We start from the raw sequence: 19,136 nt of genomic DNA on the forward strand, positions 1-19,136 counted from the left end.
GGCCGCCGAAAACCGCGCAATTCCAGCTCGTTGCCAATTGTTCACGGGCGACCAGCGGACCATCCCCAGCTAGGTCCTGTTGACAAAGTCTTTTAGCCACCTGCGGATGGCTGCAAGGTTGAGGAAGCTTGCGAATGACAGAGCCGTTTTCTCATACCGGGTGCCGATGCGACGCATGTGCTTGAGATACCCGAACATGCGCTCGATGCGGTTGCGGTCTCTGTAACGGGAGAAGTCGCAGGGAATATGAACCTTGCGATTGGCCTTTGGCGGGATGACTGGCAAGATGCCCTGTAGCAGCAGGGCTTCTCGAACAGCATCGCCGTCGTAGCCCTTATCGGCCAGAAGTGCCTTTGGCTTGTTGACCGGCAGGGCCATGAGTTCGCCGACCGCGCCATAGTCCGAGGCTTGCCCGCCTGTCAGGACAAAGCCAAGAGGGCGTCCCTGATTGTCACAGCGGGCGTGGATTTTGCACGTAAAGCCGCCGCGTGATCGACCAAAAGCCTCCTTGTGAGTCCCCCTTTTGCGCCGGCTGCCGATACATGGCCCCGAACTGTGGTGCTGTCGATCATATGCTGCCAGTCATCGGTCAGCCCCATCTGGACCAGCGTTTCAAGGATGGCATCCCAGACGCCCTGTTCGGCCCAGCGCCGGAACCGGACATAGACAGAGTTCCACTTGCCGTAGCGCTCATGCATGTCGCGCCAGGGGCAGCCAACCCGCAGCACATGCAGCATGCCGTTGAGAAAACGCCGATTATCATGAGCAGGGCGGGATTTCCGTCCGCGCTCTGTGGGCAAGAACCCTTCGATTACTGCCCACTCTTCATCGGTCAGATCGCCGCGTGCCATCATCGCTCCCCATAAAGAGGAGTGTTGAATCAGACTTCACCTGATTTGGGAATCCACTTTGTCAACACGACCTAGTTAGCGGGAACAACGCCCTCTTAGTCAGGCGCCGTGAACGGATGCCAATCCAGCACCCGGCGCTTTAAGGTGGAGGGCCAGTGGTAGCTGTTGACTCATTCCAGGGGCGGAGCGAGCATTTTTCGGAAATAGATTCGTTATGGTCTGGAGTACGAAGTGCAAACACCCGAAGAAGAAGATTTCAACCACGTCCTTTATTGTGACAATGAGTTCAACCTACGCAAAGATTTGCTTGTTGAGCTGTCGGATGCAGGCTGGACCGATGAGGTCATCATTCGCCATTGCGTCGATTTTGACACCTACGGAATTCCCGAAGCCCATATCCGCGTGTTCCGGTATCCTTCGCTCGACATGTCTATCCATGTTTATGGTCCGCTTCTCGTTTTCGGCAGGGATCGCGAAAATAATGAAGACCTCATGTTCAAAGGGAAGAACGCGGTCGCCGATGCCGTGGCATTCATCCAAGACGCTGCTGCGCAAACTATCGTCGATCGTGCGTCGGAAAGCTCAAGCGCGCTTAAGCGAAAGCAACGGGATCAGATGTTCGTTTGAAAAGGCAGATTTCGGCGACGGCTTACTGGCCGGCAGCTTCAGGGCCTACTCTGTCTAGACCAGAGCGGGCTCGCGCCGCTCTAAAACGACTGCAATGATGGATAGGTGTTCAACTCGTGCGGGCGGCCCGACGGACCATCACACAGCATGTTGTGTCTACAATTGTCCGATATGGTTTACGGCCGATTGGGGGTGGTTTTCAGACAGTCAGCTTCTGGACCAGCCGATCTGAAAGCTGACATGCTCTAGCTGGCGAGCGCAATGGCGGGTCAATAGGATCGCAACTGTTGGACGTAGCGCCATCTCTCATCAGGACGTGCCCCCACTGGCCTCAAGGCTCCAATGTCTTGAGGTAAGCAACGATAGCTGCAGCCTGGTCAGGGTCAAACTCGAACTGCGGCATTTCGGGATGGGCTGTAACGATCCCTTCGACAAGCGCTTCGCTCAGGAACTCCACGTCGTAGCGCAGATGAAGGTCACGAAACCGTGGCGCGATATTCAGGGGGCTTTCGCCATTGGTTCCGATCGCATGACAATCGGCACAGTACATCGTCACCAACGCCCGGCCGTCTTCAACTCGATCGAATGCCTGTGCGACGACGCAACCGGCAAAGAACAGCCAAAGCGGGACAAAAACACGCAGTGCGGTGTCGGTAGTCGCACGTCCTCTATCGGTCATGCCGCGCTCCAGCCCATATCCACCGGCAGCACCGCGCCATTGAGGTGACGGGCCTCGTCGGAGGCGAGAAACAGAACGGCATTGGCGATGTCGGCCGGTTCAAGCATACCCGGATTGCTGGCCTGATAAGCACCCAATCGCCCGAGCCCAGCCTGGTCGAGCGCGTGCCCCTCGACGCTATCCATGATGTTGGTGCTGACGCCGCCCACTGCCAGCGCATTGCAGCGCAGTCCAAGCTTAGCATATTGAAACGCTGTACTCTTGGTCAGGCCGATAAGCGCGTGCTTGGAGGCGGTATAGGCCGCGCCCGCTGCGCCGCCACCTGTAGCGGCCACGGATGCGATATTGACGATTGAGCCGCCTCCCAGTTCCAGCATCAGCGGAACCGCTCGTCGCATGGCATACATAGGCCCGTCGACATTGACCGCCATGCAGCGGCGCCATGTCGCGTTGTCGACGTCGGCAACGGACTGGAACAGGTCCATCACGCCGGCATTGTTGACCAGAATGTCGACGCGCCCAAATTCGGCTGCTGCACGATCGATCATCGCAACGCAGTCTGCCTCCTTGGACACATCACCCGTCATGCCAATGATGGCGCCTCCGATGTCGCTCACTGCCGCCGCGATGGCGTCGGCATGCCAGTCTAGGGCAACAACCTTTGCCCCTTCCGCCACGAACCGGCGGGCAATGGCCAAACCGATGCCTGAGCCAGCTCCCGTGACGACCGCAACCTTGTCCTGTATACGCATGACCACCTCCGTTTAGGCCTCAGTCTACGCCTGTTCAACCGTCACGCGTTGATCGAGATCAACTGACCTCCGCGCTATCCGGCGCTAACCCCGAAGATCCGACACATGCTGTGGACTTCAGGATGCGAAAAGCGGCTCATCACTATCCTCCTAGGACGCGGTAGCAATATCTGGCGTGGGAAGCGCATGTGGTTTGATCCGCAACGCTCGCAGGGCATTGAGAATGACGGCGACGTCTATGGCCTCCTGCAGCAGCGCCCCCTGGACTGGCGTCAGGTAGCCAAGCGCGGCAGCGATCATGCCTGCGACCGACAGGCCGATGCCGACAGCAACGCTCTGCAGCGCAATCCGCCGCGCGCCTTGCGCTATTTCGATCCCGGGCAGCAGGCGATCGAGGTGATCGACCAGCAGGACGACATCGGCTGCCTCTGCAGAGGCGGCAGCGCCACGCGCGCCCATCGCCACCCCGACATCCGCCGCGGCCAGCGCCGGCGCATCATTGACGCCGTCACCCACCATCATCACAGGAGCATGGCCTTCCCTTTCGGTCAGGATCAGCTGCACTTTCTGGTCAGGCGTCATCTGGGCGTGGACTGCATCGAGGTTCAATCCAGCCGTGATGGCGTCGGCCACAGCGCGCCGATCGCCGGTCGCCAGCATGATCCGGGATATGCCCAAGCGCCGTAGGCCTGCCAGCAGCCCTTGCGTTCCCGAGCGCAATGCATCGGCCATAGTGATGTGTCCGGCGAGCTTTCCGTCAATTGCCACTGCGACAAGAGCGGCGCCAGCATCGAGAATGCGGCTTTCGGGTACGGCGCTGCCAATGCGATGCGCGACAAAGCTTGCGCCGCCAACCACAACCTTGCGGCCATCAACCGTACCCTCAAGGCCTTCTCCCGGGACCTCCACAACCTCCCCGGGAATGCGCAGGACGCTTCCGCGCTCGCGCGCCGATGTCACGATGGCTTGCGCCATCGGATGTTTGGACGCCTGTTCAAGCGAAGCGGCCAGGAACAGCAGTTCTTCCTCGCGCACGCTCTCAATCGTATCGATCGAAACGATCTGGGGGCGTCCATCCGTCAGGGTGCCGGTCTTGTCCAATACCAGCGTCCGGATGCTGGCGAGCGCTTCAAGCGGCCTGGCGCCCTTGATCAGCACGCCAAACTGCGCTGCCCGCGACAGCCCTGCCACAAGCGCCACCGGAACAGCCAAGATCAACGGGCAAGGTGTTGCGACCACAAGGACCGCCACGGCGCGTATGGGGTCGCCGGTGAACCACCACGCCAGCGTTGCAAGGATCACGGTGATGAGCAGGAACAGCAGGGAATAGCGGTCGGCGAGTCTAGCCATCGGCGCCTTTGATGCCTGGGCCGCCTCGACCAGCCGCACGATCCCGGCATAAGTGCTTTCCGAGGCGCGTCGCGTAACCCGAAGATCGAACGCCTCGCCTGCATTGGTCGAGCCGCTCATCACATTCTGGCCACGGCCAAGCCGCACCGGCATCGACTCGCCTGTCAGTGCTGACTGATCCAACATCGCCGTGCTGCTTTCAACAGCACCATCCACGGCCGCCACGTCGCCCTGTCGGATCAGGAGCAGATCGCTCGGCTCGATAGCGTCGAGCGGCACCTCTTCGAGCTTGCCGTCTCGGTGCCGGGTGGCGGTCCGTGGCACGCGGGACAGCAGCTGGCTCATTTCGCGACGGGCTCTGCCTTCCGCAAAGCTCTCGAGGAACGTGCCGCCTGAATACATCAGGGCAACGACGGCCGCCGCCAGCGTCTCACCAAAAAACAAGGCGGCCGACATTGAAAGTGCGGCCACGATATCCAAGCCCACTTCGCCCTTGGCAAGACTGCGGACGATTTCGACAAGAAGGGCTGCGAGGACAGGAACGACGCCAACGAACCACGCAATCCTGGCAAGCTCGTTGTTGCTGGCCCACATCAGACCCAAGCCTGAAACCAGCCCTGACAGGGCTACGACCAGCAGGGCAACATTCAGGCGGCTTCGCAGTGACGGGGGCATCAGGCGTGTCATTCCGGGTTCGAGTCAGGTCAGGCTTTGCAACCACTATTCCTATCACGTTCACGCAGCGCCAGCTCGGGAAAGCAGTATCGGTGATATGAGGCACTCAGCCGCGCAAGAGGCTCGCACTGCCCCCAATGACCGCCGCCAAACGACGAAGTGTGCCTCAACTGAATGTCAGCTCTCGGGCGTACATCAGTCATCGTTGATGACCGATATGGGGTCGTCAGGTGCCCGGCGACCCTGGGTGGGGTGCGGACTGGCTAGTTTCGGGCAGATAAGGCACAAAACCTGCCGTTTACGTGACCATTGAGTTTCGTCGGCAGCGCGCCCCATCTCCTTCGCACAGCGGAGGCGGTTCGCAGTGCAAAAGCGGACACTTTGGCGAACGGATGTGGCGGCAAGTTTGCCTCACAAACATTCGTTGTACATCGAGTGAACGATCGGACGTCGGGCCGACGTCAGTTTTACCGAACTGGCTGCCGCACAATTGCGCTATTGGTGCGCCATAATGCACTTAGAAAAACACAAGAGGGCGCCTACCTGGCGCCCCCTTTTGTCAATCACACCGATGGCTACGTCTAGAATTCGTTCCAGTCTTTGGCAACAGCAGCATTGCCATGGCTGATGTAGGCCTTGGCAGCGTGCTTGACCTTGTCCTGCAAGCCCTTGATGCCGATGCGCTGGGCCGGGACGGCCGCCGGCGCCGCCTTCGCCGGTCGGGCACTGTCATCGAGCACGAAGATATCAACGATCCGGTCGAGCTCGCTGGCCTGACCCTCCGTCTGCTCGATTGCCGCATTGGTTTGTTCCACCAAAGCAGCATTGTGCTGGGTCATCTCGTCCATCTGCCGCACGGCGACATTGACCTCCTCAATCGAGGAAGCCTGTTCCTTGCTGTCGCGTGCAATGCCTTCCATCACCAGGCTGTTCTCGCGGATCCCCGCCAGAATGGCTTCCAGCTTACTGGCCGCTTCGGCCACCAGCTTGGAGCCGTCGGCCACTTCGGTCGCACTCTGTTCGATCAGGACCTTGACGTCGGCCGAGGCGCTGGCTGCCGACTGGGCCAAACGCCGAACCTCGACGGCGACCACGGCAAAACCCTTGCCAGCGTCACCGGCGCGCGCCGCTTCTACCGACGCATTCAGCGCCAGTAGATTGGTCTGGAAGGCGATATCGTCAATCAGACCAATGATATTGGAAATCTTGGACGAGGAACTCGTAATCCGCTCCATCGCCCCGGTCGCCTGGGTCATCACCACACCGCCTTCTTCGGCGGCGCGCGATACTTCCTGTGACTTCACGCTGGCGTTCTGGGCCTGCTTGGCGCTCTGCAGCACCGTGGTTGCCAATTGCTCCATTGTCGCCGAGGTCTCTTCGATCGTGGCGGCCTGCTTGGTCGTGCGCTCGCTCAGGTCATTGGCCCCTGCCAGGATCTCCCCGGTCGCTGCTCGCACGCCGCGCGAGGTCTTGCGCAACTGACCCACGATATCGGTCAGCTTGTCAGCCACCGCATTGGTATCGTCTCGCAACTTGGCAAAGGCGCCACTATGCTGGCCTTTAACGCGTTGCGTCAGATTGGTTTCGGCGAGGCTGGACAGCACCCGCCCGGTTTCCCCCAGACTCTCGCCCATGGTGGTGATCAGCCCATTGATCGATGTGGCCAGATTGGCCAGTTCAGGATCGCTGTAGCTGGTTTCGATGCGGGCCGAGAAGTCGCCACTGCTGGCCGCATCCACCACGCGGTTAAAGTCGCTGGACAGCTGCTGCATCGTCGACTGGCGTTCCTGACGGCTGGTGGCCGTGGTGCGCTGTACTTCATCGGCAAGCAGTTCGGCTTCCTGGGCGCTGGACTGGGCCTGTTGTGAACGCTCGTCGGCTATCTGAAGCAGGTGGTGGGTATTGACGGTCATCCAGACGAGGCCGATCGCTTCGATGATCAGAATCACGGCGTGCAACAGCACGCGGCCAAAGCCGCCACCGCCGTAAAAGATGAGATCATCCAGCGTCATGCCCAGCACCAGATGGTGCACCGCGACCAGGGCCGCACCCAGCAAGATGGCTTTGGTATCGTAAAGCAGGGCGCAGACAGCCAGCCCGGCAAAGAACGCCATGTGAATATCGTTTTGCTCTGGCTGGCCGCGGGTGGCGATCAACATGGCCATCACCTGCGCCATCATCACGGCCACTGCCATATAGCGGAAGGCGGCTGACTGGCGGTTGGCCAGATAGGTGATCACCAGCCCCGCCAGCCCGATACCGGCGAGCATGCTGCCCAGGCCCAATGTGCCCTGAAACATCAATTCACAGATGAGCGCGATGGCGGCCATGGTCGCCGCCAAAGCGGCGACGAAGATCGAGGCACGGCTGCGGATAGTATCGAGTGTCATGTTGTTTCACGATTAGTTTGTGGAGCACAGAGCCCGGAAGCCTTGAGGAAAAACAGCGCGCCCAGGCTTCGGGCCCGCTGCTGGAAATCTGAGTCATCAGCATAGGCCACGACGATATTGGGGATTCTGGTCGGCCCCACGGCATAGCCGCCGGCAGCGCGCACTATCGACCAGGCGGTTTCTTCGCTGGTAAAGGGTGAAAAGGCCACCGCCATTTCACCCTTGCTCTGCGGCGCCAACATGAAGGCGGCAACCAGCAGGACCGAAACGGCCGAGTAAATAAGTGCTGGGGCCAGTTGGCGCATTATAGCGAGCCCCACTAGGACATTCGGACCACGTTTATGGACATGATATTAGGCTTGAAGGGTTACCAATTTGATTAAATTCCACCGCTCCACAAAGCTATCGTAGCGTTCAGACTAGCGCAGCTTGGGCCGTTTTTTGTACTCCACCTGAAGTGCGCGAAGTCCGCTTTTAGGTTGACCCAAGGGCGGCTCGAACGACCGGGATGGGGTCGGCAGCTGAACGGCGGCTTTCTTCGGTTATTTGCCAGAACCGGTCAGTCTGGAATCGGCCCCGATTCAGCCGGTAGACGAGCGCGCTGGGAACGACCGCTTTCGGGAAGCTATTCGCGATCTTGGAACGTCGGGGATGGCGTCGACACCTGCCGCAAACCGTCATGGATTGATTCTAAAATCCCTGCCACGTTCCGGACGGCCCGCGCACCAGCACGTTGTGTCTACAATTGTCCGACATGGTTTACGGCCGATTGGGGGTGGATACCGGACAAGCAGGATTGGGCGGATAAACCGCAAAAGCAGCCCTTCCGGCCGCGCCCCACCTCCGGACACAGCGCCGATCGGCAACTATCTCGAGACGGATGAGATGCTCTCCAGAACCTCAAGGAACGCAACCTCGACTGCATGGCACTCATCCGGGACACTGATGATCGCTGGCCGATCAACCAAGCCGTTTCCGTTGTTGCAAACCTCTGCATTCCACCGATGGTGCATGGCGAAGACTACGAAGGCAGCGCGATGTCAGACTTTTGAGGACTTGGGTTTCGTTCTAGGAAACGACAGCTCTACGTTCTAGACCGCCCCGAGTTCTGCGCGATGCTCCTCAAGCTTCTTGCGTTGTGCGCCTCGAGCGTCGAAGTTATCGTCCGACAACCAGCGCTCGTAAGCTGGCCGAAGCTTCGCCCAATCCTTGTTGAGCATCGCGAACCATGCAGTGTCGCGGTTTCGCCCCTTGACGATCAGGTGCTGGTGGAACACCCCTTCGTGACGGAAGCCGAAGCGAAGTGCGGCTCGTTTGGACGGTAAATTCTCGTTGTTGCACTTCCATTCGAACCGGCGGTAGCCCAAGTCATCAAAGATATGGCGAGCGAACAGGAATAATGCTTCTGTCGCTGCAGGCCTGCGCGAGACCAGTGGTCCCCAATATATATTGCCGATTTCTGCCACTCCGTGAGCCGTATCCATCCGCATAAAGGACTGGCGACCCGCAACCTTCCCCGAGGCTTTGTCGATCACGGCAAAGAAGAGCGGGTCCTCGCTCGCTGCGGATTTTTCCATCCATGTTCGAAAGCTAGCGCGATCGGTGGGCGGCGCATCGGGCAACCAGCGGAAACGTTCCTCGCCGTCTGACTGGGCCGAAGCGTCGAACAGGTCATCAGCGTGTTTGGCTGGGTTGAGCTTCTCCAGCCGGACGAAGCGGCCGTCCATCGGCTGAGTAGAGGGTTTTGGGCGCGGAGTCCAATGTGATAGGTCTTCGGTCACTTCAGGGTACTTTCTGATCATATTCGGTCTTACTGAACACCTTCGTTTGTATTCCCCATCCTGCTCAGTCGGCCACACTGGTCAACGTCATCAGATCGGCGTTCGCGTTCTGTCTCTATGCACGTTTTTGCCACTACTACCATTAGTCGCATCACACAGAACGCTGCGCTAACGCCCTCGCTCAGGATGTACCCGCCTAAGCGCAGTTCCACGCCTGCGGGTATCCCTCCAGCCTGATCACCAATCACTCGGCCCTCACTTGCGGGTCTGACATCGACCACTTGAGGCCGACATCGCGTGGTGAACAACGCAGAGTAGCAGGTAGTCTCGACATTGAACCCGGACCGAAAAGTTTCTTGTCTATGCCCGGGACAATTCCCATTGGCCGGACCAGCGAGCAAAATTTAGTCCAAGCTCAGGGCTGCGGTGACGATGATTTCGACAAGGATATCGGGCGCTGCCATTTCGCATTGAGCCGTCGCCCGGGTTGGGGCAGCGCCGGGAGCGGTCCAGGCATTCCACACGGCGTTCATTCCAGAAAAATCGCGCTTGATATCCTTGAGCCATATTTGTGCAGTCAAAAGGTGCGTCTTATCGATGCCTGCTTGCTCAAGATAGTGGTCGATCTTGGCTAGGACTTGGGCGGTTTGACCTGAGATGTCCTGGGTGCGGTCACCAGCCGTCATGCCGCCTGTTCCCCGTCAGCGCCTATGGCACAGATTTGAGGTTGTGATTTAAGGAGGATTTGGGTCTCATCGTAGTGACGAAGGAACGAAGATGAGACCCAAATCCTCCAATGCAAAATCGCGGACCAAGGCCCCTGCGGAAGCCGTGGTAAAGGACATCCGCCGGGCCACCCGGCGGCATTTTTCGGCGGAAGACAAGATCAGGATCGTCCTGGAAGGCTTGCGCGGCGATGACAGCATCGCCGAGTTGTGCCGCAAGGAAGGCATCGCCCAGAGCCTGTATTACACCTGGTCGAAGGAATTCATGGAAGCGGGAAAGCGTCGGCTTTCTGGCGATACAGCCCGGGCCGCCACCAGCGACGAGGTCAAGGATCTGCGCCGTGAGGCCGGAGCGCTCAAGGAATGTGTTGCCGATCTGACGCTGGAAAACCGTCTGCTTAAAAAAAGCATGATCGCGGATGGGGACGACGACGCATGAGGTATCCATCATCCGAGAAGCTCGAGATCATCAGGCTGGTCGAGCAATCCCATCTGCCAGCAACACGAACGCTCGATAAACTGGGAATCCCACGCCGGACCTTCTACCGCTGGTATGACCGCTACCTCGAAGGCGGCCCAGAGGCGCTGAAAGATCGGCCATCGGCACCAAGCCGGGTGTGGAACCGTATCCCGCCTGACATCCGCGACCAGATCATCGAGCTGGCGCTGGAACAGTCCGAGCTGAGCCCGAGAGAACTGGCCGTGCGCTTCACCGATGAGAAGCGCTACTTCGTGTCGGAGGCCACGGTTTACCGCCTGCTGAAGGCCCAGGACCTGATCACCAGCCCGGCCTATGTGGTGATCAAGGCCGCCGATCGCTTCCATACCCAGACCACGCGGCCCAACGAGATGTGGCAGACCGATTTTACCTACTTCAAGATCATCGGCTGGGGTTGGATGTATCTGTCGACTGTGCTCGACGATTACTCGCGCTACATCATCAGCTGGAAGCTGTGCAGCACGATGCGCGCCGAGGACGTCACCGACACGCTGGATCTGGCGCTCGCGGCCTCGGGCTGCGATCAGGCCCATGTGTGCCACAAACCCCGGCTGCTCAGCGACAACGTCCTATGTCGGGAATTTTTTGCAGCGTAGGTCAACAGGTCATGGGGCACCCGGCGTTCCGGGTGCCCTTATAAAGTTGCCCAGACGGGCTCTGCCGTCAAGAAATGATCTCTTCCATAGCAAACACAGGGTACGCGCTGTGGCGGCCCTCACCGTCCTTAATACGAGATCCCAAATCCCAAGCAGAAGGCCCGAACATTATCTACGAGGTCAGCGAACTGCCTCACTGCCTCCACGGCTCCGACAGATGGAGGTCCTTCCGCCTGGGCTCGCCCCCTCAAAAAAGGGGCGATAGGGTTCGCCACGCTTAAGCACGGCGTGAACGGTGCGCGCCATCTTGGCTGCAATGGCAGTATAGGCCTTGCGGCGCAGATGGGCGTTGTGCCGATCCTTGGAGATGTATCGCTCGAATTTATCCCGGAAGCTATTGGTCCGTTTGAGAACTGCGGTTTGGCCAGCCATCCAGAGCGTTCGCCGCAATCGGGCATTACCGTATTTTGAGATGCGGCTGCTTCCACGAAACATGCCCGACTGAACTGTGGCGAGGTCCATGCCGCAGAACTTAAGAAACTGACGGTGGTGACGAAAACGACGCAGATCGCCGGCTTCGGCGAGGATGGTCATTGCGTTGATTGGCCCGATCCCGGGAATGGTCGTCAGCAACTGATAGTCAGGGTTATCCGATAGTAGCGCGACAGCACGGGCTTCAATCTCATCGCGTTGCCGGATCAGGCTACGACCTTCTGCAAGCACGAGCCGGAACATGCGGACAGCATCAGATTCTGGATGGACAGGCAGACCCACCGATCCGGTCGCCGTGGCGTAAATATCGGAAAGCAGGCGTTCTTTGGAGACCTTGCGGCCAACGACCTCCCAGGCATCCGCGATGAATGCATCGCGGTCCATGGCCGTGATCATGGATGGTGAGGGATACTTCTCCAGAAATGCAAGGAACCAATCTGTCCGTGAGCTTCGGTGGAATCGTTCGGCTTCGGGGAAATACAGCGGCAGGTAGTGGGTCAGAATACGGTGCCAGAGCTCAGTCTTGGAGCGGGAAACGATCTCGTGGGTCTTCGACAGTTCCTGGATATCGGCGGTCCCGGACACCAGCGGATCATGGAAGAACTGAACGGCCCCGATCTCGAGCATGTGCAGGATGACCTGGGCATCCTTCGGATCGTTCTTGTCCCAGCTATTGTGCAGCGCCTCACGTGTTCGCGCCAATCCGACAGATGACACAAGCTTGAGCTCGAAACCGGCCCGTCCAAGATGATGGGCCAGGGTCCGATGATAATTACCAGTCGCCTCGAACCCGATTCGCACCGGGAGATCATAAGCCGCAAGAACACCAGTCAGGCGTTCAAAATCTTCGAGCGTATTGGTGACTGTCAAACGACGACGGCGCTTTTTGCAAGGTATCCCGATCAGGACCTCATGGCGATGCTTGGAAATATCGATAGCGACCAACAAGGTGGACGCAATAGGATAGGTAGCGGTCATAGCCGTCTCCTCAGCGGTGTGGTTCAGCAAAACCACTGTTGAGACCTGAGACCGGTTATGGCCACCCGCTGCGCTATGTGGAGGCTACGCGCGTGGCCATAACCTAGCTGCAGCGCTTATTCCTGACGTGCTACGGCCCCAGCTACATCGCCGGCGACCTGGCCGAATATATTGAGGCCCAAGCCATGAGCCATGTGCGCGGCGCTCCAATGCATCCCCAGACCCAGGGCAAGATCGAGCGTTGGCATCAGACGCTGAAGAACCGCATCCTGCTGGAAAACTACTTCCTGCCGGGCGATCTCGAGGCCCAGATCGAGGCGTTCGTCGAGCACTATAACCACCGGCGCTATCACGAGAGCCTGCGCAATGTGACCCCCGCCGACGCCTACTTCGGCAGAGCCGCCGCCATCATCGAACAGCGAGAAAGGATCAAACGCAAGACAATCGAACATCGGCGCTTGCAGCACCGCAAGCTCGCCGCTTAATATTAACCCCCAGATGAGGCCAATGCTCCGCTAATCTACACCGCGAGTTGCGCCAAATGTTCTGACGACGGACACCCGGCCGCCAAAAGCCTCGACAGCTTCGAGTTTGCCGCCATCCCCAAGCTCAACAAGATGCTGGTGCTGGAACTGGCGCGCTGCGAATGGATCGAAAGGCGCGAGAATGTTATCGCGCTCGGACCCAGTGGCACGGGCAAGACCCATGTTGCGATCGGTCTTGGCCTGGCAGCCTGCCAGAGGGGATTGTCCGTCGGCTTTACCACCGCAGCCGCCCTGGTCAGCGAGATGATGGAGGCGCGCGACGAACGTCGCCTTCTGCGCTTCCAGAAGCAGATGGCTGGCTACAAGCTGCTCATCATCGACGAACTGGGCTTCGTGCCGCTGTCCAAGACCGGGGCCGAGTTGCTGTTCGAGTTGATCTCGCAGCGTTACGAGCGCGGCTCCACCCTGATCACCAGCAATCTGCCTTTCGACGAATGGACCGAGACCTTCGGGTCCGAGCGCCTCACCGGCGCGCTCCTCGACCGCCTGACCCATCACGTCAGCATCCTCGAGATGAATGGTGACAGCTATCGCCTCGCCCAAAGCCGGGCACGCAAAGCCAGCCGCACGTCCTGAAAAACGCAATGTTGGGGGTATCGAACACCGCTCGGGCTACGCCCTCCCGGCGCTCGATACCCCCAACATCAAGTGGCCTGGTTTTGCGCCGCCCAATGGCCGACTTTTACCCCGCCGTTGACACGTCATGCGTATATGACTGCATGACCTCACGCTGTTGTAAACATCCAATCAGGAAATTGTGCCCACCGGCGGCGGCCACTTCGAGTGCGCGGCGCGCGACCTCCTGGCCACGAATATCGGCAAGGTCGGGGCCGGTGGAATTGGGCAGGGCGCGAACCGGCTGGGGACGGGCCGCCATCTGCCGACCGGCCAGATGATTGACCAGCGCAAAAAGCGTATCGATGGCGACGATGTCGATATTTTCGCCGGCCCAGGCCGCTTCCGCGCCGCAGGCGGCCGGGCAGATGATGCCAAGATCGCGCGCATTGGCGGCAATGGCGGCGGGCAGGATGCCGGTGACGGGCGAGACGCGCCCATCGAGCGCCAATTCGCCCAGTACCATGAAGCGCTCGAGCATATCGCCGGGGATGGCGCCCATGGCGGCCATCAGCCCCAGAGCAATGGGCAGATCGTAATGGCTGCCCTCCTTGGGCAGATCGGCAGGGGCGAGATTGACCGAAATGTGCTTGGCGGGCAGCGCCAGGCCCGAAGCGATCAGCGCGGCGCGGACCCGTTCGCGACTTTCCCCTACTGCCTTATCGGGCAGGCCAACGATGTTGAAGCGCGGCAGGCCGGGCGAAATCTGCACCTGCACATCGACCGGAACGGCCTCGATGCCCAGAAAGGCGACTGTGGTGATCCGCGTTGCCATGCCGTCCCCCGCACGGATGAATGAGAGGGCGACGCTAGCAAGAAACAAATCCGAGAACAAGAACGTTTAGCGAACATGCGTTGGCGGCAAGGCCGATCACCAAGCCGTGCATCGGGTACGGCGGAACGGATGGGGTGCAGCAGCATTGATATGACGAACTGACCGGGATCGCAGCCGTGCCTATGGCTTAAATCCCGGCCCATTATGCACCAGTGGATCGACGCGAGCGGGGGCGCGGCCGATTGGCCGCCGCCCTGTTTTCGTTCCGGCGGCGGCTGGAAATTTTGGAGGCAAAAAATGTTGCAGAGAAAGGATGCTCCCCTGATCCTCGTGGTCGAGGACGAACCGCTGGTTCGGCTCGATATCACCCTGGCCATGGTCGATGCCGGATTTTCGGTGATCGAGGTCCCCGACGCCGAACAGGCAATCGAGCTGCTTGAAACCCGCGGGTCGATCGGACTGGTGTTTACAGATGTCGAACTGGCCGGGACGCTAACCGGGTTCGATCTGGCACGGGAAATCAAGTCACGCTGGCCGCACATTCCGGTGCTTGTCACCTCGGGCCGGGCGGCGCCCAGGACGGAGGTTGCCGACAGTTTCATTGCCAAGCCCTACGACACCGATGCCGTGGTTTCGCAAGCGCGGGCGCTGGCGGCCTGATCGGCGTTTTCATTGTGAAAAATCTGTGCCCCGGGAGCCACGCTTTCGGGGCTTTACTTCCCGTTAACCAGCCTTGTGAGCGGGGTGTTAAGGAGAATTGGGCCAAGACAATTTGAGATAGATTTTTCCCAAATTGTCGAGTTTTCCGCTCCATGCCCCTGCCGCGTATTTTCCGCTCGCCCAAGCTGACCAAGACGATCCTGCCGCTTGCGGCCGGTCTCGCCCTGATCGGGGTGCTGGCCGCCTGCGGGGCCAATTATTATCCGGCCAAGGGCGACAACAAGCCCCATCCGGGTGTGGCGCGCGCCCATTCGCTGCCCATCCACGGCATCGACGTATCGCGCCATCAGGGCAATATCGACTGGCGCGCCGTGGCGCGGGCGGGCACCCGCTTTGCCTATATCAAAGCCACCGATGGTGGGGATTATCTCGACCCCAATTTCCGCACCAATTGGGACGAGGCGCGGGCTGCCGGCATTCCGCGCGGGGCGTACCATTTCATATACTGGTGCCGGCCAGCCTCCGAACAGGTGGCGTGGTTTGCCGCCAATGTTCCGGCCGAAGCCGACGCGCTGCCGCCCGTGCTCGATCTGGAATGGAACAATGGCTCGTCGTGCAAGCACGATCTGACGCGCGAGGAAGTGCTCGACAAGGTGCGTGTGCTCCTGGCGGGAATGGAGGCCCATACAGGCAAGGTTCCGGTGATCTATACCGACATCAATTTCCATCGCGACGTTCTGGAGGGCGTCCAGATCGACAATCCGATGTGGCTGCGGTCGGTGGCCGCCGAGCCCCATGAGCGCTATTCCAACCGGCCCTTCACCTTCTGGCAGTACACCCAGACCGGGACCGTGCCGGGCATCCGCACCGAAGTCGACCGCAATGCGTGGTATGGGTCGGAAAGCGACTGGATCCAGTTCTTTTTGACCGGGTGCGACCCACGCACCTATATGCGTCTTGCGGGTCAGGGACGGTGTGCGCCGCTGAAATGATCCTTGCTGGTCGCGTTCCCGAACCGCAAAAGTGCAAAGCACTTTTGCTGGGAACACTCCGGGTGCGACCCCCGCACCCATATGCGCCTTACGGGTCAGGGACGGTGTGCGCCGCTGAAATGATCCTTGCTGGTCGCGTTCAGCTCGATCCGCCGAGAATGCCGCTGGCGCTGATGCCGTCGAAGACGAACTGGACGGCCAGCGCGGTGAGCAAGATACCCACCACGCGGGAAACCACCGACATGCCGGTCAATCCCAGAACGCGCTGAATGGGAATGGCGACCAGAAGCGCCAGCCAGGCCAGCGCCAGGGTGGCGACAAGCGCTGCAATGACGATCCAGAATTCGAGATCGGTGGTGGCGCCGGTGGTCAAAAGGATGACCGCGGAAATCGAGCCGGCCCCGGCCAGGAGCGGCATGGCGAGCGGAAAGACCGAAATGTCGGTGCGCGACATGCCTTCGGCTTCTTCCTCGGAGGTGGTGCCGGTGGCGCCCGAATGGCGGGCAAACACCATGTCGATAGCGATCAACAGCAGCAGGATGCCGCCGGCCACCCGCAGGGCCGGCAGGGTGATGCCGAAGATCTCAAGGATGGCATTGCCGGCAAAGGCGAAGAACAGCAAAATTCCGCTGGCGATCAGAACGCCGCGCGAGGCGAAGACGAAGCGCTGTTTGGCCGTATTGCTGCGCGTCAGGCCCGCGAAGATGAAGGCGATATCGGCAACACCGATCGTCGCAAAGAATGTGGCGAAGGCCACGAGAAAATTGCCCGACATCGTCCCGGCCCCCAATGTGCCGCTGTTCCACGTGAATCAGCGGCGACCATACCGGGGGCCGAAGCGCTTGACTACCGGCGGCTTTCGATGGCGTCCCAGACCATGACCGCGATATCGGGGCCGCCGAAGCGTTTGACCTCGCGAATGCCGGTGGGAGAGGTGACGTTGATTTCGGTCAGATAACCGCCGATCACGTCGATGCCGACAAAGATCAGGTCGCGCTTTTTGAGCTCGGGGCCGATGATCTCGCAGATCTCGTGCTCGCGCGGCGTCAATTCGGACAGTTCGGGCCGCCCGCCCACATGCATGTTGGAGCGCGATTCGCCTTCGGCAGGAATACGGTTGAGCCCGGCCACGGGCTTGCCATCGACAAGGATGATGCGCTTGTCGCCCTTACGCACCTCGGGGAGATAGCGCTGGATCATGAAGGGTTCGCGGAAACTGGCGTTGAACATTTCGAGAAGCGCGCCGAGATTTTCGTCGCCCTCGCGAATGCGGAACACGCCTGCGCCGCCATTGCCGAAAAGCGGCTTTAAGATGATGTCGCCAAATTCGGCCCGGAAATCGCGGATTTCGGTTTCATCGCGGGTGATCAGCGTATCGGGCATCAGCTCGGGGAAGCTGGTGACGAGGATCTTTTCGGGCGCGTTGCGCACCTCCCTGGGGTGATTGACCACCAGGGTTTGGGGATGCACCAGCTCGAGCATGTGCGTGGTGGTGATATAATTCATATCGAAGGGCGGATCCTGACGCAGCAGGATGACGTCGAACGCTGTCAGATCGGTTTTCTGCCAGTCCTCGAGCGTGAAATGGAGGCCCTTTTCCCTGTCGTCCACTTTGACCCCATGCACGCGTGCCGTCACCCTGTTGCCGCGTTGGGCGAGGGTGGAAGGGGTGTAATAGGAGAGCGTATGACCGCGCGCCTGGGCTTCGAGCATCAGGGCGAAACTGGAATCGCCCAGAGGGTTGATGGCGTCGATGGGGTCCATCTGCACGGCGACGGAAAGGGACATGGAAAGATCCTCAGAGAAAAGCGTCAGGCGGTAAAGGCATTGACCAGATGGTGCGGCCAGCGTCCCGGTGCAAGCGTTATCACGTCGAAACGGAAATCACAGCCTTGATAGGCGGGGTGGGCGGACTGAAACCATTGGGCGCAGCGCACGATGCGGGCGGTGTTGACCGACGCCAAAGCCTGATCGCGGGCCATCTGGCTGCCGGAGCGCTGCTTGACCTCGACAAAGACGATGCGGCGGCCCTTTTTCGCGACGATATCGATTTCGCCGACCGGGGTTTTGTAGCGAGTGGCAATGATCGAATAGAGTTTGAAGCGCAGCAGCCAGCAGGCCAGTGTTTCGGCGGACCGGCCGGCGCGCTCGGCCCGGCGGCGCGGATCAGGTGCTGGCCTTGAGCGCGAGGGCGGCATCGTAAACCTGTTTGCGTTTGAGACCGAACTGGACCGAGACCTGATCGACGGCGGCGCGCAACGGCATTTGTGCCATTGCTTCGCTCAGCGCCGCCTCCCAATCACCGCCCGCCCTTGGTGCCGTACCGTCCGAGCCGGCGACGAGGATCACAGCCTCACCTTTCGTATCCTCGGCAAAAGTTATGGCGAGATCGGAGAGTGGGCCGGTTTCGAAGCGCTCGAAGCGCTTGGTCAATTCGAGCGCCACCACCGCCTGACGGTCGGGGCCAAAGGTCTGGGCCATGTCGGACAGGGTCGCGCCGAGGCGGCGGGGGGATTCGTAAAAGACCAGCGTTTCGGGGCGCCCGATAAGGGACGCAAGCGCGTTGGTGCGCTGGCCGGTCTTGGGGGGCAAAAAGCCGAAGAAGGCAAAGGAATCGGTGGGCAGGCCGGCGCCGGTGAGCGCGGCAAGAAGGGCCGAGGGGCCGGGGACGGGAAAGATATCGATCCCCGCTTCGCGTGCGGCGCGAACGAGCGGAAACCCCGGATCTGACAGGAGCGGGGTTCCGGCGTCCGAGATCAGCGCAATGGCCTTGCCGTCCCTGATCTGGTCGAGGATCGGTTCGATGCGGGCGCGTTCATTGTGTTCGTGCAGGGCCGTGCGGGGGGTTTTGATGCCATAGGCGTCAAACAGGCGGGCGGAATGGCGGGTGTCCTCGCACAAAACGAGATCGGCGCCGGCCAAGATATCGAGGGCACGCAGGGTGATGTCGCGCAGATTGCCGATGGGGGTGGCCACCGGATAGAGGCCGGGGGCCGGGCTTTGCACGGAGACGCGATGGCCCGATATCTGGTAGGATTTGTCCTGGCTCACAATGGTCCCTTGGCTTAGTGCCCTTCTTTTAACATTGGAAGGGGGTTTGTCGAGGCGGACGGCGGTTCCGATTTCGGCGCGAATCAGTGGAAGATTTGCCGGC

At 60.2% G+C, this 19,136-nt stretch carries 15 protein-coding genes and 5 pseudogenes; 6 read left to right on the forward strand and 14 right to left on the reverse strand.

What is annotated here, in order from left to right:
* Positions 1–69: 69 nt before the first annotated feature.
* Positions 70–851 (reverse strand): annotated as a pseudogene (locus tag OF122_RS00285) (IS5 family transposase).
* 231 nt (positions 852–1,082) lie between these two features.
* Between OF122_RS00285 and OF122_RS00295 the strand changes: the two are divergent.
* A complete protein-coding gene (locus OF122_RS00295; RefSeq protein WP_264225907.1) occupies positions 1,083–1,478 on the forward strand; it encodes a hypothetical protein in 396 nt (131 codons plus the stop codon).
* Between the two features lie 331 nt (positions 1,479–1,809).
* Here OF122_RS00295 and OF122_RS00300 read toward each other — a convergent pair whose 3' ends face one another.
* The 7 genes from OF122_RS00300 to OF122_RS00330 form a co-directional block, all read right to left on the reverse strand.
* Positions 1,810–2,157 carry a c-type cytochrome gene (locus OF122_RS00300; RefSeq protein WP_193731056.1) on the reverse strand — a complete coding sequence of 116 codons (348 nt, stop codon included), beginning with the start codon at positions 2,155–2,157 and terminating at the stop codon, positions 1,810–1,812.
* Positions 2,154–2,909 (reverse strand): SDR family NAD(P)-dependent oxidoreductase, encoded by a 756-nt coding sequence (locus OF122_RS00305; RefSeq protein WP_146291693.1) that lies wholly within the window; start codon positions 2,907–2,909, stop codon positions 2,154–2,156. Before OF122_RS00305 ends, OF122_RS00300 begins: the two co-directional genes overlap by 4 nt.
* 150 nt (positions 2,910–3,059) lie before the next feature.
* Positions 3,060–4,934, reverse strand: coding sequence for a heavy metal translocating P-type ATPase (locus OF122_RS00310; protein WP_264225908.1), 1,875 nt, complete (start codon positions 4,932–4,934; stop codon positions 3,060–3,062).
* A gap of 581 nt (positions 4,935–5,515) precedes the next feature.
* Entirely contained in the window at positions 5,516–7,324 is a 1,809-nt protein-coding gene (locus OF122_RS00315) for a methyl-accepting chemotaxis protein (protein ID WP_264225909.1), read from the reverse strand.
* Positions 7,321–7,629: a hypothetical protein gene (locus tag OF122_RS00320; RefSeq protein ID WP_264225910.1), complete on the reverse strand. Its 309-nt coding sequence runs from the start codon at positions 7,627–7,629 to the stop codon at positions 7,321–7,323. The genes OF122_RS00315 and OF122_RS00320 overlap by 4 nt, the downstream gene beginning before the upstream one ends.
* Before the next feature lie 786 nt (positions 7,630–8,415).
* On the reverse strand, positions 8,416–9,126 hold the full coding sequence (locus tag OF122_RS00325; protein ID WP_264225911.1) for a GNAT family N-acetyltransferase: 711 nt from the start codon (positions 9,124–9,126) through the stop codon (positions 8,416–8,418).
* A gap of 383 nt (positions 9,127–9,509) precedes the next feature.
* Entirely contained in the window at positions 9,510–9,791 is a 282-nt protein-coding gene (locus tag OF122_RS00330) for a RidA family protein (protein ID WP_264225912.1), read from the reverse strand.
* 91 nt (positions 9,792–9,882) lie between these two features.
* Between OF122_RS00330 and OF122_RS00335 the strand changes: the two are divergent.
* Positions 9,883–10,895, forward strand: a pseudogene (locus tag OF122_RS00335) (helix-turn-helix domain-containing protein); the annotation flags it as partial.
* Positions 10,896–11,105: 210 nt separating this feature from the next.
* Here the strand turns inward: OF122_RS00335 and OF122_RS00340 are convergent.
* Positions 11,106–12,395: an IS110 family RNA-guided transposase gene (locus tag OF122_RS00340; RefSeq protein ID WP_264225600.1), complete on the reverse strand. Its 1,290-nt coding sequence runs from the start codon at positions 12,393–12,395 to the stop codon at positions 11,106–11,108.
* Between the two features lie 134 nt (positions 12,396–12,529).
* Between OF122_RS00340 and OF122_RS00345 the strand changes: the two are divergent.
* Both OF122_RS00345 and istB read left to right on the forward strand, forming a co-directional pair.
* Positions 12,530–12,880 (forward strand): annotated as a pseudogene (locus OF122_RS00345) (integrase core domain-containing protein); the annotation flags it as partial.
* A 75-nt stretch (positions 12,881–12,955) separates the two neighbouring features.
* Positions 12,956–13,516: pseudogene (istB, locus tag OF122_RS00350) on the forward strand (IS21-like element helper ATPase IstB); the annotation flags it as partial.
* A gap of 169 nt (positions 13,517–13,685) precedes the next feature.
* Here istB and OF122_RS00355 read toward each other — a convergent pair.
* Positions 13,686–14,330: pseudogene (locus OF122_RS00355) on the reverse strand (magnesium chelatase domain-containing protein); the annotation flags it as partial.
* 297 nt (positions 14,331–14,627) lie between these two features.
* Here OF122_RS00355 and OF122_RS00360 point away from each other — a divergent pair.
* Complete coding sequence (locus OF122_RS00360; RefSeq protein ID WP_264225913.1) at positions 14,628–14,990, forward strand: response regulator; 363 nt, start codon at positions 14,628–14,630, stop codon at positions 14,988–14,990.
* Between the two features lie 152 nt (positions 14,991–15,142).
* Entirely contained in the window at positions 15,143–15,982 is an 840-nt protein-coding gene (locus tag OF122_RS00365; protein ID WP_264225914.1) for a glycoside hydrolase family 25 protein, read from the forward strand.
* Between the two features lie 139 nt (positions 15,983–16,121).
* Here OF122_RS00365 and OF122_RS00370 read toward each other — a convergent pair whose 3' ends face one another.
* The 4 genes from OF122_RS00370 to rsmI form a co-directional block, all read right to left on the reverse strand.
* On the reverse strand, positions 16,122–16,757 hold the full coding sequence (locus tag OF122_RS00370) for a MarC family protein (RefSeq protein WP_264225915.1): 636 nt from the start codon (positions 16,755–16,757) through the stop codon (positions 16,122–16,124).
* Positions 16,758–16,828: 71 nt separating this feature from the next.
* A complete protein-coding gene (gene gshB, locus OF122_RS00375; RefSeq protein WP_264225916.1) occupies positions 16,829–17,770 on the reverse strand; it encodes a glutathione synthase in 942 nt (313 codons plus the stop codon).
* A gap of 23 nt (positions 17,771–17,793) precedes the next feature.
* Positions 17,794–18,180, reverse strand: coding sequence for a YraN family protein (locus OF122_RS00380; protein ID WP_264225917.1), 387 nt, complete (start codon positions 18,178–18,180; stop codon positions 17,794–17,796).
* Positions 18,149–19,033, reverse strand: coding sequence for a 16S rRNA (cytidine(1402)-2'-O)-methyltransferase (rsmI, locus tag OF122_RS00385; RefSeq protein WP_264225918.1), 885 nt, complete (start codon positions 19,031–19,033; stop codon positions 18,149–18,151). Before rsmI ends, OF122_RS00380 begins: the two co-directional genes overlap by 32 nt.
* Positions 19,034–19,136: the final 103 nt, after the last annotated feature.

This window comes from Pelagibacterium flavum (genome assembly GCF_025854335.1).
In the GTDB taxonomy this organism is placed as follows: Bacteria; Pseudomonadota; Alphaproteobacteria; order Rhizobiales; family Devosiaceae; genus Pelagibacterium; species Pelagibacterium flavum.